The sequence below is a fragment of the Actinacidiphila sp. bgisy144 genome, assembly GCF_057708105.1.
On record NZ_JBYIRM010000019.1, the window covers coordinates 161,141 to 176,762 of the forward strand.

At 73.9% G+C, this 15,622-nt stretch carries 15 protein-coding genes and 2 pseudogenes; 9 read left to right on the forward strand and 8 right to left on the reverse strand.

Annotated elements, in window-relative coordinates; genetic code table 11:
• Positions 1 to 10: 10 nt before the first annotated feature.
• Positions 11 to 463 (reverse strand): annotated as a pseudogene (locus AC3EVP_RS22495) (ribosome small subunit-dependent GTPase A); the annotation flags it as partial.
• A 465-nt stretch (positions 464 to 928) separates the two neighbouring features.
• Between AC3EVP_RS22495 and AC3EVP_RS22500 the strand changes: the two are divergent.
• Complete coding sequence (locus tag AC3EVP_RS22500) at positions 929 to 1,207, forward strand: DAK2 domain-containing protein (RefSeq protein ID WP_435132324.1); 279 nt, start codon at positions 929 to 931, stop codon at positions 1,205 to 1,207.
• Positions 1,208 to 1,437: 230 nt separating this feature from the next.
• Here the strand turns inward: AC3EVP_RS22500 and AC3EVP_RS22505 are convergent, their stop codons facing one another.
• From AC3EVP_RS22505 to AC3EVP_RS22520, 4 genes are all read right to left on the reverse strand, one after another.
• A complete protein-coding gene (locus tag AC3EVP_RS22505; protein ID WP_435132270.1) occupies positions 1,438 to 1,560 on the reverse strand; it encodes an NUDIX hydrolase in 123 nt (40 codons plus the stop codon).
• A gap of 81 nt (positions 1,561 to 1,641) precedes the next feature.
• The gene (locus AC3EVP_RS22510) at positions 1,642 to 1,905 is read right to left on the reverse strand and encodes a hypothetical protein (RefSeq protein WP_435132272.1); all 264 of its coding nucleotides are present in this window, start codon (positions 1,903 to 1,905) and stop codon (positions 1,642 to 1,644) included.
• Between the two features lie 127 nt (positions 1,906 to 2,032).
• Positions 2,033 to 2,914, reverse strand: a complete 882-nt coding sequence (locus AC3EVP_RS22515; RefSeq protein WP_335979864.1) for a methylenetetrahydrofolate reductase — start codon at positions 2,912 to 2,914, stop codon at positions 2,033 to 2,035.
• 5 nt (positions 2,915 to 2,919) lie between these two features.
• Entirely contained in the window at positions 2,920 to 4,269 is a 1,350-nt protein-coding gene (locus AC3EVP_RS22520; protein WP_335979766.1) for a PucR family transcriptional regulator, read from the reverse strand.
• A 459-nt stretch (positions 4,270 to 4,728) separates the two neighbouring features.
• On the opposite strand from AC3EVP_RS22520, the gene AC3EVP_RS22525 reads away from it, so the two are divergent.
• The 6 genes and pseudogenes from AC3EVP_RS22525 to AC3EVP_RS22550 all read left to right on the forward strand — a co-directional run.
• Positions 4,729 to 6,114, forward strand: coding sequence for an aminomethyl transferase family protein (locus AC3EVP_RS22525; protein WP_435132275.1), 1,386 nt, complete (start codon positions 4,729 to 4,731; stop codon positions 6,112 to 6,114).
• 62 nt (positions 6,115 to 6,176) lie between these two features.
• Entirely contained in the window at positions 6,177 to 7,049 is an 873-nt protein-coding gene (locus AC3EVP_RS22530) for a methylenetetrahydrofolate reductase (RefSeq protein ID WP_435132278.1), read from the forward strand.
• Positions 7,046 to 7,960, forward strand: a complete 915-nt coding sequence (purU, locus tag AC3EVP_RS22535) for a formyltetrahydrofolate deformylase (protein WP_335979772.1) — start codon at positions 7,046 to 7,048, stop codon at positions 7,958 to 7,960. Before AC3EVP_RS22530 ends, purU begins: the two co-directional genes overlap by 4 nt.
• Positions 7,961 to 8,015: 55 nt before the next feature.
• On the forward strand, positions 8,016 to 8,909 hold the full coding sequence (locus tag AC3EVP_RS22540; protein WP_435132282.1) for a bifunctional 5,10-methylenetetrahydrofolate dehydrogenase/5,10-methenyltetrahydrofolate cyclohydrolase: 894 nt from the start codon (positions 8,016 to 8,018) through the stop codon (positions 8,907 to 8,909).
• A gap of 327 nt (positions 8,910 to 9,236) precedes the next feature.
• Entirely contained in the window at positions 9,237 to 10,334 is a 1,098-nt protein-coding gene (locus AC3EVP_RS22545; RefSeq protein WP_435132284.1) for an ABC transporter substrate-binding protein, read from the forward strand.
• 147 nt (positions 10,335 to 10,481) lie between these two features.
• Positions 10,482 to 10,586: pseudogene (locus AC3EVP_RS22550) on the forward strand (CGNR zinc finger domain-containing protein); the annotation flags it as partial.
• Between the two features lie 19 nt (positions 10,587 to 10,605).
• On the opposite strand, the gene AC3EVP_RS22555 reads toward AC3EVP_RS22550, so the two are convergent.
• Positions 10,606 to 11,136, reverse strand: a complete 531-nt coding sequence (locus AC3EVP_RS22555; RefSeq protein WP_435132287.1) for a MarR family winged helix-turn-helix transcriptional regulator — start codon at positions 11,134 to 11,136, stop codon at positions 10,606 to 10,608.
• Positions 11,137 to 11,194: 58 nt separating this feature from the next.
• Between AC3EVP_RS22555 and AC3EVP_RS22560 the strand changes: the two genes are divergently transcribed.
• Positions 11,195 to 12,139, forward strand: a complete 945-nt coding sequence (locus AC3EVP_RS22560; protein ID WP_435132290.1) for an amidohydrolase family protein — start codon at positions 11,195 to 11,197, stop codon at positions 12,137 to 12,139.
• Between the two features lie 64 nt (positions 12,140 to 12,203).
• Here the strand turns inward: AC3EVP_RS22560 and AC3EVP_RS22565 are convergent, their stop codons facing one another.
• Both AC3EVP_RS22565 and AC3EVP_RS22570 read right to left on the reverse strand, forming a co-directional pair.
• Complete coding sequence (locus AC3EVP_RS22565; RefSeq protein ID WP_435132292.1) at positions 12,204 to 12,842, reverse strand: chorismate mutase; 639 nt, start codon at positions 12,840 to 12,842, stop codon at positions 12,204 to 12,206.
• A 146-nt stretch (positions 12,843 to 12,988) separates the two neighbouring features.
• Positions 12,989 to 14,365, reverse strand: coding sequence for an FAD-binding oxidoreductase (locus tag AC3EVP_RS22570; protein WP_435132295.1), 1,377 nt, complete (start codon positions 14,363 to 14,365; stop codon positions 12,989 to 12,991).
• Between the two features lie 229 nt (positions 14,366 to 14,594).
• Here AC3EVP_RS22570 and AC3EVP_RS22575 point away from each other — a divergent pair, with 229 nt between their 5' ends.
• Entirely contained in the window at positions 14,595 to 15,563 is a 969-nt protein-coding gene (locus tag AC3EVP_RS22575) for an FAD-dependent oxidoreductase (RefSeq protein WP_435132298.1), read from the forward strand.
• Positions 15,564 to 15,622: the final 59 nt, after the last annotated feature.

A 15,622-nucleotide genomic window follows, 5' to 3' on the forward strand; every position in this document is an offset into this window, starting at 1 on the left:
TGTCACTGAAAACAGTGCGTGCCCCGCTCTCCCAGGCCAGCGAGACGAACCGCTCCAGCCGGCCCAGGTCCAGCTCCAGGGCGAGCGAGACGCACACCGCCACATGGTCCACGTTCGCGGCCAGTACCTGGCCCTCGGACCGCTTGGACGACGTCGACCGTACGAAGCGGGAGCGCCGCGGCAGCAACTCCCGTACGAAGCGCGGGTCGTGGCCCGCGGGGTCCACGGCGCCCCAGTCCCCCGTGCACACCACGCGCATCGGGTCCCTGGGCACCACGAACTCGGTGTCGGCCCGCACCACCCCGTCGGGCGTGAAGACGTCACACAGCCCGCGGTCCACCCGCACCACCCGCCCGGGCACCAACCCGCGCTCGGCGTACGGCACGAACTCCGCCTCCCACACGTCGTCCCACCCATAGGGCACGAGGGCATGCGAGGAAGCATCACGAAAAGAAAAAGACAACGGAAACCCTTCGAACAGGGCCCCGGCCCACGCGCCCCCAACAGGCGCGCCGCACAAGCAGGAAGAAGTCAGCCGGAGACCACAGAGGCGAACTGCACGATCAGCCGAATACGGGCAACACCCGCCACAGAAACAGCCATCGGGTCACACCTCCCTGATCACACACACGACCGACGCGACCACCCCGACAGGCGCCGCTCTCTACCAACCCCCGCACCGTAGCCCCTCCCCCACCACCCCGCCACCGAATTACCCGCCCACTCACGCAGCAAGACCCATTCGCTCCGACCCCACGCCCCCTCCCACAACGAGCACGTCGATCCGGGGCCGCCGGCAACCCGCGCCCACACCCGTCGATGAGAGTGCGGTCGCCAGGAGCGGCCATGCCGATGCTGCGGATCGCGGCGGCGTCTCGTACCCGCCGCACGCTGCCTGGCTGCCGCCCAGGACGACGACGAAACCACCATCACCGGGGCCCGCTCCACCGCCGAGACGACCGGCGGCCGCGGCCGCTCCGGCTACCTCGGCCACCGGGTCCTGGGCACCCCCGACCCCGGCGCGATCGGCGTCGCCCTCCTCCTCACCGCGCTGGCCGACGTACACGTACCCCACGTCGCCATCCACCCCCGCCTCCGTCTTGACCGAGGCGGAGGTGGCCAAATGCACCAGCCAGCCGTGGCGCCAAGCTGTACACCGCACGTCAAGACGCGCAGACACGAAGGGGCGGGCAACACGAGTCCTTAAAGCCCGCCCCTTCCTACGGCTACGCGATACCGAAGTCGGCAGCGCCTGAGCGAACCAGATCGATGAAAGACGACCAGGCGCTCGGCGCTTTCGCTGTAGCGCTTCCAGGAACTGCGGCGTCTCGTGGGGTGCGAGCGCCGATGCCCGCAGTGCTTCGAACCTTCGGGAGAACCGCCCACGTCGGGCTTCCGAGCAGGCGACCGAGGGCCGGCGACGGCGGCGTTCACGGCCTACCGCCGTTCGTACCAGGCCCGGATGGACGCCTTGTAGCCCGCCGGCATGTCGAGCCCCGCAACGTCGTCCGCGGTGAACAGGCCGACCTGCTTGTGCTCGTGGCTGGCGACGGGTGTCACCGAAGTGTCCCGAGCTACCGCACCGTACGTCACGCCAGCACCTCCCGTGCGACGGCCTCTTCGGGTGTCCGATCAGCCGCCTCACCGGTCTCCTGAGCGACGATCTCCAGCCGACCGCCGGGCAGCTTGGCGGACGGCTTCGCGGGGCGTCTCGCGCGGGGTCTCGGTCCGGCCGGTGCGTTCGGCCTTGAAGCGCTCCTGGCTTGTGGGTGTCTTGGCCACGGTGCCGTCGCCCGGGTTGAGCTGGCGCAGGACAAAGTCCTTTTCTATCTGCCGGGCTTCGGCCTGGGTCTTGCGCTTGTCGAACTTCAGGTCGGCCGCGTGCCGACGGCAACCCACCGGCACGCGGCGGCGTCGCCTTCCGGGGCGATGCCCACGGCTCCCCGACCGGCACCCGTCATCCACGCCGGCCGCCGCACCGCCACCGGCGAAACGCGGCCCCCTGAGCGGTCCCGGCGCGGCACGCCCGGCGCTACCCGGCGACCGGGCGGGGCAGCACGGCCCGCACCCCGGCGACGAACTCGGGCCGGTCGGCGCGGGACAGGATGATCCCGTCGGCCACCTCCGCGCAGCGCGCGGCGAGTTCCACGGCGATGCGGCCGCCCTCCTCGGCGGCCGCATCGCCCGCCCGCGCCATCCGCTCGACCAGTTCGGCGGGCACGCAGCCGTCCGGCAGTTCGCGCCGCAGCTGCTCCGCCTCCGCCAGCGACCGCAGCGGGTGCACCGTGGCGAACACCGGCACCGCCCCGCCGACCTGGTCCAGCAGCGTGTCCAGCGCGGCCCGGGAGTAGACCGGGCTGGTCACCACGAAGTGCGCGCCCGCGGAGATCCGGGCGCCGATCCGGGCGCGGTCCGCGGCGGTCAGCGCGGGCACCGCGCGCAGCCGCACCCCGATGTCGAAGTGCGTGGGCGCGGCCAGCCGCAGGCCGTAGCGGTCGACGCCTTCGTTGAGGCCGCGCAGCAGCTCGATCAGGCCGACGGCGTCGACCGCCCAGCGCCCGTCGGCCTGGGCCCGGTCGCCGCTGGCCGGCGGGCTGCCGTTGCCGCACACCAGGCGGGTGACGCCGCGGGCGTGCCCGCCCAGCAGGTGCGCCTGAAGCGCCGTCACCGTCCGGCTCCAAGTGGTCACCGTGGCCAGCGCCGGTCCGCCGGTGTGCTTCTGGCAGGCCGCCGCCAGGTCGATCGACTGGTTGGTGCTGGTGTACCGGGAGCGCTCGGGCCCCGAGGTCGCGGTCACGATGAGGTCGGCGCCCGCGGCGCGTACGGCGGCGGCGGCGTCCGCGGCGGACTCCCGGTCGCCCGCCTCCGGTACGACGTACGCGCCCAGCAGGGGGCCGCCGCGCGCGGCCGGCATGTCCCTCACACGTCACCTCCCAGTGCGTTGACGATCTCCAGGGCCACCTGGGCCGCCAGCCGGTCCGGGTACGAGCCCAGGTCGAGCCGGCTGATCTTCTCGGCCCGGTGGATGCGGTAGACCACGGTGTTCGGGTGGGTGTGCAGCAGGTCGGCCGCGCGGCGCAGGCTGCCGTTCTGCCGGAAGTAGGCGGTGAGCGTGGCGCAGTAGTCGGTGCCGTTGTCCCGGTCGTGGTCGATGAGGTCCCCCAGCACGTCACGGGCGAAGCCGCCCAGCTCGCCGGGGTCGCGCACCTGCGCCAGCAGGCGGTGCACGCCGAGTTCGGCGAACACCGTCACGCCGGACAGCCCCGGCATCACGCTGCCGATGTCCACCGCGCGGCGCGCCTCAGTGTACGACGTGCTGATCCGGCCCGCGCCGGTGTGCGGGTCACCCAGGCCCGCGACCAGCCGCACCCCGGGGAAGCGCGCCGCGACCGCGTCGCGGCACAGCGCGGCCAGCGCGGTCAGCCGCCGGGCCAGGCCCGCGTCGTCGTCGCCGGGGACCAGAGCGACCACCTCGGTGTCACGGTTGACGACGGTGGCACCCGGGCAGCGGGTGGCGAGCATGTGCTCGACCAGGTCGATCGCGGCCGTGGCGGCGGTGGGCGCCGCCGCGGCGGGCAGCGGGGCCGCGGGGGCGCCGGCGGGCGGGCGCACCGCGGCGACCAGCACCCGGTGCCGCTGGCCGGGTTCGATGCCCAGGTGGCGCGCCCACCCCTCGGCGTCGGCGCTGCCGGTGCGGTCGCCGACGAGTACCAGCCCGTCGAACAGTTCGCGGCGGGCCCGCCCGGCGGCGATCGCCACGACGCGGCGACGGCCGAGGACGACCGCGCAGACCATGGCGGCGTGCTCGGTGACCATGATCCGGGCGTCCTCGCCGGTCTCGTCGGCGTCGTGGCCGGCCGTCACCAGATGGGCCACGGCGTCGTCGCCGACGAGGATGGGGGCGACCACGAGCGACACCGCCGAGGCGCCGGCGGCCGGCAGCGACAGGGCGCGGCGCATCCGGGAGGCGGCGGCGACGAGTTGCGCCACCGCGTCGGGGTCGTTGTCCAGCACGCCCGCCGGGCCCGCGCCGCCGGCACCGGCCGGCCCCGGGCCGCTGTCCCCGCCGCCGGCACCGGCCGGCCCCGCGCCGCCGGCCGCCAGTACCGACAGCGTGTCGTCGACGACCGCGGCCCACACCCCGACGCGTCCGGCCACCAGGGTCACGACCTGTTCCAGGTCGCAGTCGGTGGCCGCCAGCCCGGACAGCTCGCCGCACAGCGCCATCACGTGGCGCAGGTCGGCGAACTCGTCGCGCGCGGCGGTCATCGGGGGCGCGCGGCCCGGTGCGCGTGACGTTCCCGGGGTGCGGGCGGCGGGACCGTTTCCAACGCGAAGCCTCCTCGATCCGCGGGCCGCCCCGACCGGCCGGGGACCGCCGAACCCGCCGAACCCGCCGAACCCGTAGGCCCATTGCCGGGCCGGTGCACCACGGCCCGGGGCCGGCGGCCGGGTGGGCGCGGCGCCCGATCGGGCGCTGCCGTGCTGGTCGGCGCGTTTCTGGCCAGCGACCGTACCACGCGGCCCGCCGGCCGCGACCCGCCCGCGGTGCGCGGAAGCGGGCCCGGCACCGGCACTGTGCCAGGCCACAACGAGCGGGGGTCCGGCTTTGGGCTGCGCGCCCGTGATCCGCCGTACGCCGCGGTGCGAACGTGGTCCCGGCGCCGCGACCGGTCACCCCACCGGGCCGGTGCGGCGCCGTCCCCCTCCCCTGACGGAAGGCACACCGTGGACCACGCCACACCCGAGAGTCTCCAGGCGGCGATCGACCGCGTCGGCAGCGCCGTCGACCTGATCCGCGACCAGCCGATCCGGGCGTTCTCGCACGGCCTGGGCTTCGTACCGCGGGAGTTCACCAACTGGCGGGAGGAGGCGCTCGCGTGGCACACCTCCTGCGCGCTGATGGACCAGTCGCACCACATGACCGACCTGTTCATCCAGGGCCCGGACACCGTCCGGCTGCTGGAGCGCCTGGGCGTGAACAGCTTCGCCGGGTTCGGCCGGGACCGGGCCAAGCAGTTCGTCGCGGTGAACGGCGACGGCCACTACATCGGCGACGCGGTGCTGTTCGGGCTCGACGACACCTCGGTCGACCTGGTCGGGCGGCGGACCGTCATCGACTGGGTCGAGTTCAATGCGCGCACCGGCGACTGGGACGTGACCCTGGAGCGCGACCCGCAGTCCGTGCAGCGCGGCGGCCGCCCGCCGAAGCTGTACCGGTACGAGGTGCAGGGCCCCTCGGCCGGCCCGCTGGTGGAGAAGCTCACCGGACAACCGCTGCCCGACGTGCGGTTCTTCGGCATGACCACGCTGACGATCGCCGGGCACCGGGCCCGCGCGGTCCGGCACGGCATGGCCGGGCAGGTCGGCTTCGAGCTGTTCGGGCCGTGGGAGGAGGGCGCGGCCGTCTACGAGGCGATCCTGCGGGCCGGCGAGGAGTTCGGCATCAAGCGGGTCGGCTCGGCGGCGTACTCCACCGCGAACCTGGAGTCCGGCTGGATACCCGGCCCGCTGCCGGCGATCTTCACCGGCGACGACCTCGCCGCCTACCGGGCATGGCTGCCCGCCACCAGCGCGGGTTCGCTGGGCGGCAGCATGGCCTCGCCGGACATCACCGACTACTACGTCACGCCCTACGACCTCGGCTACGGCCGGCTGGTGAAGTTCGACCACGACTTCGTCGGCCGCGACGCGCTGCGGGCCCGCGCCGAGCGCCCGCACCGGCACAAGGTGACGCTGGTCTGGCACCCCGACGACGCGGCCCGGCTGTTCTCTTCGCTGTGGACGCCCGGGCCCACCTACAAGTACTTCGACATCCCCAAGGCGCGGTACGGCCAGTTCCAGATGGACACGGTGCTGGCCGGCGGGCGCCAGGCGGGCATCTCGATGGACTGCGGCTACGTCGTGCGCGACCAGGCCGTGGTGTCGCTGGCCGTCGTCGACGAGGAGGTCGCGCGGCCGGGCACCGAGGTGCGGGTGGTGTGGGGGGAGAGCCCCTGCTCGGCGAAGCCGGCCGTGGAGCCGCACGACCAGGTGGAGGTCCGCGCCACCGTGGAGTCCGCGCCGCTGGACCGCTTCGCGCGCACCAAGTACCGCGCCGCCGCGCAGGCGTGAGCCGCGCGAGCGCCGTCCGCCGGCGGGCCGCGGCCGCCCGCCCCTCCCCACCAAGGAGCACCATGCGTCCTGACACATCGGCAGCCCCGGCGCTGCGCACCCCGCTGCTGGCGGACTTCTCCCTGGAGATGACCGGGAAGGACGTCGCCGGCCTGGCGGACGCGGCGCCGGGCATCCCGCCGGGCACGCGCATCCACGTCACCTTCCTCGGCAGCGAGGACCTTCCGACGCGGGTGGCGGCCGCGCGGGCGGTGCGCCGGCTGGGGTTCGTGCCGGTGCCGCACCTGTCGGCCCGGCGGCTGCCGTCGCGGCCGGCCTTCGAGGAGTTCCTCGGCGCGCTGCGGGCGGAGGGCGCCTGCGCGGACGTCCTCGTGGTGGGCGGCGACCCCGCCGTGCCCGAGGGCCCCTACCCGGACGCCCTGTCGCTCATCGACTCCGGGCTGCTCGCGCGGTACGGGGTCCGGCGCGCCGCCGTCGCCGGCTACCCCGAGGGCCATCCCGCCATCCCCGACCACGTGCTGTGGTCGGCGCTCGCCGGGAAGGCCGCCGCACTGGCGGAGCAGGGGCTCGCCGGCAGCGTCGTCACCCAGTTCGGCTTCGACGCCGAGGCCGTGCTCGGCTGGATCGAGCAGGCCCGCGGCCGCGGGGTGGCGCTGCCGGTGCGGGTCGGGGTGCCGGGACCGGCGGGGGTGCGGCGCCTGATGGCGTACGCGGCCCGGTTCGGGGTCGGCACCAGCGCGTCGATCGCCCGCAAGTACGGGCTGTCGCTCACCCACCTGATGGGCACCGCGGGGCCGGACCGCTTCCTGCGGGCCCTCGCCGAGGGGTACGAGCCGGCGCGGCACGGCGACGTCACGATCCACTTCTACACGTTCGGCGGGCTGGGGGCGACCGCCCGCTGGGTCGCCGACTTCGCGAAGGAGGCCGGCGTATGACCGCCGCCGCACCGACGAAGAAAGCCGAGCAGGCAGCACCGGGCGACCCGGCCCCCGCGGGCCACCCGGCCGTCCTGATCGTCAAGGGCGCCGACGCCCCGGGCATCGTGGCCGCCGTCACCTCGCTGCTCAGCGAGCGCGGCGCGAACATCGTGGCCCTCGACCAGTACTCCGACGGGTCCGGGCAGGGCACCTTCTTCCAGCGCGCGGTGTTCACGGCGGCCGGCCTGCGGGCCGCGCTGCCGGGCCTGCGCACCGCCCTGGACGCCCTGGCCCGCCGCTACGGCCTCGGCTACACCCTGCGCGACCTGTCCGTGCCCCAGCGGATGGCGGTCTTCGCGTCCAAGTCCGACCACTGCCTGCTGGACCTGCTGTGGCGGCACCGGCAGGGCCAACTGCCGGTCAGCATCCCCATGGTGGTCTCCAACCACCCCGACCTCGCCGAGGAGGTGCGGAACTTCGGCATCCCCTTCTTCCACGTGCCCTCCGCCGGGCCCGACAAGTCCGCCGCCGAGGCCGAGCATGTGCGGCTGCTGAAGGGCAACGTCGACTTCGTGGTCCTCGCCCGCTACATGCAGATCCTTTCCGCGGACGTCATCGAGCGGCTGGGGGTGCCGATCATCAACATCCACCACTCCTTCCTGCCCGCGTTCATCGGCGCCGGGCCGTACGCCCGGGCCAAGGAGCGCGGGGTGAAGCTCGTCGGCGCCACCGCCCACTACGTGACGCCCGAACTGGACGAGGGGCCGATCATCGAGCAGGACGTGGTGCGCGTCACCCACGCCGACACCGCCGCCGACCTCGCCCGCCGCGGCGCCGACGTGGAGCGGGCCGTGCTCTCCCGCGCGGTGCTCTGGCACGCCGAGGACCGGGTGGTCCGCGACGGCAACCACACCATCGTCTTCACCTGACCGCCCTGCGCCGGGGGTGCCGCGCAACGGCCGCCAGCAGAAAGCGGGTTCGCCCATGACCCTCACCATCGACGGCACCAGGACCGCCCGCGCCGTCCGGGCCCGGGTCGCCGCGGACGCGGCCCGGCTGGCCGCCGCCGGGACCGTCCCCGGCCTGGCCACGATCCTCGTCGGCGACGACCCGGCCAGCGCGGTGTACGTCGCCGCGAAGCGCCGCGCCGTACGGGCGGCGGGCATCCGCGACCTGCACCGCCACCTGCCGGCCACCGCCACCCGGGAAGAGGTCGCCGCGGTGGTCGACGGTTTCGCCGCGGACCCGGCGGCCTCCGGCATCCTCCTCCAACTCCCGCTGCCGCCCCACCTGTCGGCGGCCGACCTGATCGACCGCATCCCGGTCGCCAAGGACGTCGACGGCCTCACCACCGGCAGCGCCGGCCGGCTCGCCCGCGGGGTGCCCGGGCTGCGCCCTTGCACCCCGAGCGGGATCGTCGCGCTGCTCGACGCCGAGGGGATCGAACTGGCCGGCGCGTGCGTCGCCGTCGTCGGCTGGGGCGAGCTGGTCGGACGCCCGCTGGCGCAGCTGCTGCTGCACCGCGGGGCCACGGTCACCGTGGCACACGCCGCCACCGCGGACCTGCCGGCCGCGACCCGTGCCGCGGACATCGTGGTGGTGGCCGCCGGGGTGCAGGGCCTGATCGGCCCCGAGCACATCACCCCGGGCGCCACCGTCATCGATGTCGGCATCCACCGCACCCCCGAGGGCCTGCGCGGTGACGCCCGTACCGCCGAACTCGGCGGCGTCGCCGGCCGCATCACCCCCGTCCCCGGCGGCGTCGGCCCGATGACGATCGCCATGCTGCTGGCCAACACCGTCCACGCCGCAGCACACGCCGCCAAGCCCAACCCGCACGACGCAGCAGCCCGCCGCCCAGCCGAAGCGACCCCCTGACCCCGCCCCCCGCTGCACCACCGACCAGCACCCCGCGCACCAACCACAGCAGCCCCCAGCCACCACCCCGCGCCGGCGCACACCTCCCACGTCACAGGACACCCCACCGCACCAGCTCACCACCCACGGCGCTGCCAACCCCTCACCGCCGGCCGGCACCCCTCCCGGGCACAGCCCGAAACGGCGCACTGAACGCCTTCCCGCGCGCCGAGGGCGGGCCACGCTGCGGCACCGTCCCGATTTCACACTGATCCGACCCCACCGCTCACCCGCCCCTCCCCCGGAGGCGCGTCCTTTCCACCCGCAGGCACGGTGACAGGAGTTCCGATGTTGCGACACCTCATCCCGTACACACCGCACGGCGCGCACGCCCCTGACGGCCGGCGCCGGCGCGCGCCGGGCAGGTGGCGGCGGCCCGGGCGGATGCGCGCGGGGGCCGTGTGCGCCGCCGCCGTGCTGGCCGCGGGGCTGCTGAGCGCCTGCGGCGGCGGGGACGCCGGCTCGGGCAGCACCGTCACGGTGGGCGTCGGCAGCAACATCTTCGAGCTGCCGATTCGGCTGGCCGAGGCGAACGGCTACTTCGCCCGGCAGGGCCTGAAGGTCAAGTTCGTGACGCTGACGGCCGCGACGGGCATATCCGCGCTGGAGTCGGGCTCGGTGCAGTTCCTCAACGACAGCCCCACCGACTTCGCCTCGGCCGTCGCCCAGCACGTCCCGGTGAAGGCGATCGCCGCCGACGGCGTCGGCAATCCGCTGGGGCTGATCGTGGGAACCTCGTTCGCCAAGGCGCACGGCCTGACCGCCGCCACCCCGGCCGCGCAGGTCGCGAAGGCGCTGGCCGGGTCGACCGGTGGCGCCAGTTCCAGCAACACCAAGGCCGAGGCCGGGCTGTTCCTCAAGGCGTACGGAGTCGCCCCGGACGGGGTGAAGTGGGTCTCGCTGCCGACCCCGGCCGCGGACAAGGCCGCGCTGAAGAGCCACCAGATCGACTGGTTCACCACCTCCGAGCCGGCGCCGCTCCAGATCCAGGCGGAGGGCGACGGTGTGGTCGTCGCGGACGCGACGAAGGTGCCGGTTTGGTCCAACGCGCGCACCGGCTACAGCGAGGTGGTGGTGGCACGCAGCAGCTATCTCGGCCAGCACGCCGCCACCGCACGGAAGTTCGCCACCGCGGTGCAGCAGGCGACGGCGTCCATGAACGCCCATCTCGACTCGCCCGCGGTGCAGGCCGTGGCGCGGAAGGCGCTGCCGGGGGTCCCGGCGGGGGTGCTCTCGTCGAGTCTGCGGCTGGTGGACTGGCCGGCCCGGGCCACGATGACGCCGGCGGGCTGGCGTACCGCGCTGACGTTCATCAACTCCCTCGGCGCGCTACCGCAAACGGCGGAGGTCGCCGCCGGCGACTGGACGAACACCTATCTGCCCTGACCACCGAACCTGCCCCCGTACGGCCAGCGCCCGGCAGCCGGGGCGCCTACGCGGTGTGCGCAGTCGTTCGACGGCGGCGCCGACGTACGAACAGGACGCGCTCGGCACCCCGGCCGGAGGCAGACGCTGGGCGCGGGAGCAACGAAGTTGTTCCGGCTCGACCGCAGCCGTGCCAACCGCGCCCGCTGGTGCTCGATGGCCGTCTGCGGCAACCGCGCAAAAGCACGCCGCCACTACGAACGCACCCGCTGACCCACCCGCGGGAAGAGGCTCAGCCCCGCGCGGACTCCCCTTCGGCCGGCCGGGGGACGGTGTCGCCGATGACGCCGGCGAGGCGGTCGAGCTGCGCGGCGAGTTCGCGGCGTTCCCGCGGTGTGAAGTGCGCCAGCGCCTTGGACTGGCGCGCCCGCAGTTCCGCCCGCATCGCCGCGAGCCGGTCGGCGCCGTCCTCGGTGAGGCGGATGAGGACCTGACGCTCGTCGTGCGGGGAGCGCTGCCGCGTGACCACGCCCACCGCTTCGAGCTGCTTGAGCATGCGGGTGGCGGTGGGGACGCTGACCTCGGCGGTGACGGCGAGCCTGCCGACCGGCAGGCCCTCGCTCCCAGCGTCCGGGGCGAGGGGTTCCAGCAGGGCGAGCTGCGCCATGGAGAGCCTTGCCCCGGAGCGGCCCATGGTCGCCGCCCGAGAGCGGCGCATGGCATAGAACAGCCGGTCGGCGGCCTGTGCCAGCTCCGGCACGCCCGCCTCGTCCCCGGCCGGGTCCTGGAGGTCCGCCTCTTCGTGCTTGCTCGACTCCCGCATGGCTGTTAGCTTACTCAATGAATTAATTAGCAAGCTAATTTTTAGGAGGCTCGCAGTCATGGACTTCCCCGCACGCATCGATGTCCACCAGCACATCGTCCCGCCGGTCTGGGCCGACACCCTGGCCGCGCGCGGCCTGGACTCCGGCGGCTGGGCCATTCCCGCCTGGAGCCCGCGGAGCGCGATCGCGATGATGGACCAGCAGGGCATCGCCACCGGCGTCATGTCCGTCACCTCGCCCGGCGTCCACCTCGGCGACGACGCGGCCGCCCGCGATCTGGCCCGCGCCGTCAACGAGTACGGCGCCGAGGTCGTCAAGGACGACCCGGACCGGTTCGGCCACTTCGCCAGCATCCCGCTGCCCGACGTCGACGCTGCCGTCGCCGAGGCCGTCCACGCCCTCGACGTCCTCGGCGCAGACGGCGTGGTCCTGATGTCCAACGCCCACGGCAAGTACCTCGGCGACCCGGACTTCGAGCCCCTGTGGGCCGAGCTGGACCGCCGCGCCGCGAACGTCTTCGTCCACCCGGCGCAGCCGCCGATGACACTGCTGCCCGGCACTCCCGCCCCGCTCGCGGACTACGTCTTCGACACCACCCGCACCGCCCTGAACATGGTGCTGAACGGCGTCATGGACCGGTACCGCGACGTGCGGGTCATCCTCTCCCACGGCGGCGGCTTCCTGCCGTACGCCGCCTACCGCTTCTCCGGCCTCACCTCCACCGTCGTGGACCGGGACCGCAAGGCGGACGACATCCTGCGCGACCTGAAGCGGTTCTACTTCGACACCGCCCTGTCCGCGAGCCCCTCCGCCCTGCCGGCCCTGCTCGCCTTCGCCGAACCCGGCCACGTCCTCTACGGCAGCGACTGGCCCTTCGCCCCGCAGGAGGCCGGCACCTACTACAACCACTTCCTCGAGACCTATCCCGACCACACCCCGGGCCAGGCCGAAGCCATCGACCGCATCAACGCCGAGGCACTCCTCCCCCGCCTCGCCCGCTGATCGCCCCGTTCGCGCGCACGCTTCGCCTCGGCGCCGCGCACGGGCCGGATGCCGCGGTGTCCGGTCACTGGCCGTGGCGGCACACGGAGCCTGTCGCGACGGCCAGGGCCTGGCGATGGAGCGTGTCCAGGCCCTCGAGCGGGGTCCCCGACCCGGTGGCCACGGCCAACTGCACCGTGCAGGCCACGAGTTCGTCGCGCAAGTGCTCCGTGTCCTTGAGCTCCTGGAGCAGGGCCGTGGTCAGCTGGTCGAGGCGCTCGCGCGTCGGTCCGAGGTCGGGAGGCGTCGTGGGCGCTTCCCGCGGGTGTGCGGTCCAGCGGGCGAACAGGCCCTGCTGTACGACCTTGCTCGCGGTGATCTGGTCCTGGAAGAACGCCACCGCCGTCTCCGGGTCCACCCCCGAAGCCTCAGCCCGGGTGCGGACCTGCTCCAACACCTGTGCCTCGCGTACCGGGTCCTCGACGGGTGAGCCGGTGCCGAACTTCGACGCCGCCACGTCATCGCTCACGAGAATGCGCTGGATGACGAGATGCGTCAGCGGACCCAGCGCGCCGAGCGGCTTGGCCGTGCCCACCGTGCCGCTGACGGATTCGGCGTTCGCGGGGCCGCCCGCCGCCATGGCCTGAGGAACGGTCAGCACAGTCGCGGCTCCCAGAAAGCAGGTGATCGGCGCGTAGCGGATCATGTGGTCGCGCAGGTTCAACGGTCTGTCTCCGTCATCGGTGGAAGCGGGAAACGGGCCGCGCGGAAGCGGAGTTGCCCGCCGCGCGGGGTTGCCCGCCTGGGCTGGGTTGTCCGCAGCGCGTGTGCGCGGGAAGGCGGGACGCGGGCCGTCGGCCGCAAGGGCCGTCACCGGGTCCGGGACGGGTCGGGCAGAGGGGTGGCCTTGAAGACGGCGTAGGGGTCGTACCGGTGCTTGGCGGTGAGCAGCCGCTCGTTGTGGGGGCCGTAGGCGTGTGCGATCTGTCCGACCGCGTCCGGACCGAGGAGGTTGGGGTAGCCGCCCGGCAGCGCCTCGGGCTCCAGCGCATCCGCCAGGCCGTCGGCCCAGTCACGGTGGGCCGCCGCACCGGGGTCGCCGGGCTCCCACTGGGCGATGATCTCGATCATGAGGTGCGCGTCGCGGTTGCCGAACGCCGTGTCCCCGACGGGTACCCGGGTCGCGGCACCGTGCAGGCTGTGCACGGACACGGCCGAATACGGCGAGGTCAGGGTGGAACCCGCTCGGCTCAGCATGTCCCGTACTCCCGAGGTCAGGGAGCGAACGGAACGTGTGCGGATCTCGACGTGCCGGCCGAAGGGGAACTGCGCGTCGATGGCCGCGAGCATCGCGGGCATGGTGGCGGGGGCGATCTGGGAGAGGGCGGGTGTGCCCAGTCGGGACAACCGTGCCAGCTCGCGCTCTCCCGCCTTGACGTCGTCGCCGCTCCAGGTCGGCGAGAGGAACACCACGGGCTTGCCGTCGGGGCCGGGCAGGACACCGGACTGCACGGTCAGCTCGTCCGGGCTCCCGTCCAACACGTCCGCCAGGCCGGCCAGGACGGACCCGGCCTGCTCCCAGGGGTACAGCACCATGCCGGACAGCAGCGTCGGCACGGCGTGCAGACGCACCCGCATGGAGGTGACGGCGCCGAAGTTCCCGCCACCGCCGCGCAGGGCCCAGAACAGCTCCGGCTCCCGTTCGGCCTCGGCCGTGACGACCGACCCGTCGGAGAGCACCACTTCCGCGGACAGCAGGTTGTCCAGGGCGAGTCCGAAACGGCCGCTGAGCGGCCCGTAACCGCCACCGAGGGTCAGGCCCGCCATGCCGACCGAACCGGCGGTGCCCGTCGCCGCCGTCAGGCCGAAGGGCTGGGCGGCGGCGACGAGGTCGGCGGCGGTAGCCCCTCCCGCCACCTCGGCGACCCTCGTCCCCGGATCGACCGTCACCCGGCGCAGACCGGAGAGGTCGATGGTCAGGCCGCCGTCGCTCAGTGCCCTCCCGGCCCAGTCGTGGCCGCCGCCCCGCACCGTGAGAGGCACTCCGAACGCGCGTGCGGCCCGTACGGCGGTCGCTACCTCGGCCGTGTCGGCGCTCCGGACGATCACGCCGGGACGAGCGGACACCGCGCCGTTCCAGACGTGCCGGCCGGCGTCGTACTGCGGCCCGGTGGTCACCACCTGACCTGCGGGGATGGTCCGCCGCAGGGCGTCCGTCAGACGGTCGAGCTGAGGGCGTTTCGTCATGGCAGGGCACCTCTGTGCTGGAGAACTCGGCGAAGGTGGGAGCGGCACACCCGTCCTGCGACAGTCCGGTGGACCCGGACCCGCCCAACGAGGGCGGACGTTCAGAACGTTCGGTGGTGCCATTAGAAGCGCTCCCCCGCGTGCGAGTCAAGACCGAACGTTCTATCTAGTCGATGGGGTGCGGACCGTCCGCAGCGGACCGCGCGGCGCCGTCGCTACGATGGGCCCCGTGGCTGAGATCACCGTGGTCGGCGCCGGAGTCATCGGGCTGTGCATCGCCCACGAACTGGCGGTGGCCGGCCACCGCGTGCAGGTGCTGGCCGCGCAGGAAGCGTGGGCGAGCGTGTCGGGCGTGGCGGCGGCGATCTGGTTCCCGCACGACGTACACGCCTCCGCGCCGGTGCTGGACTCGGCTCGGGCGACCTACCAGCGGCTGAAGCAGTTGGCGTCCCGGCCCGGCACGGGAGTACGCATGCGCCCCGGGACGGTACTGGTGCGCGATGCCGATGCGGACACGTCATGGACGCGTGCCGTGCCCCGGTACCAGTGGCTCGACGCCTCGCAACTGCCCACTGGCGTAGTCACCGATGCCGGGGTCTCGGGCGTGCGCTGCACCGTGCCGCTTGCTCTGACCGACGTCTACCTGCGCTGGCTGCACAGCGCGGTACTGGACCTGGGCGTGCCGGTGCGCACCGCCGAGGTCCGGTCCCTGCGGCGGGTGCTCGATCAGGAGCAGCCCGATGCCCTTGTGGTGGCCGCCGGGATGCGCTCGGCCGCGCTCCTGGGCGACGACGACCAGACGTACCCCATCCGCGGCCAGGTGGTCCGCCTGGCCAACCCTGGGCTTACCGAGTGGGTCACCGACGACGACAACCCCGAGGGCCTGACGTACGTCGTACCGCGTGACCACGACGTGGTGTGCGGCGGTACGGGAGAACCAGGCTCATGGGATGAGCAGGTCGACTCGCAGACGGAGCAGGCGATCTTGCGCCGGGTGGAGCGGCTCGTCCCCGCCCTGGTCGGCCAGCGGGTGCTCTCGCGTGCGGTGGGCCTTCGCCCGGCCCGTTCGAGCGTGCGACTTGAATCCGTGGCCGGGTACGACCGGCCGGTGTTCGCCTGCTACGGGCACGGGGGCGCGGGTTTCACGTTGTCATGGGGAGACGCGGCGCGCGTCGCCCAACTGGTCGGTCCGGCCTGATCCCTTGCGCCATGGCCGCTGGCGCCCGCCCGCCGGACCGTGCCGCGCGCCCGCGAACT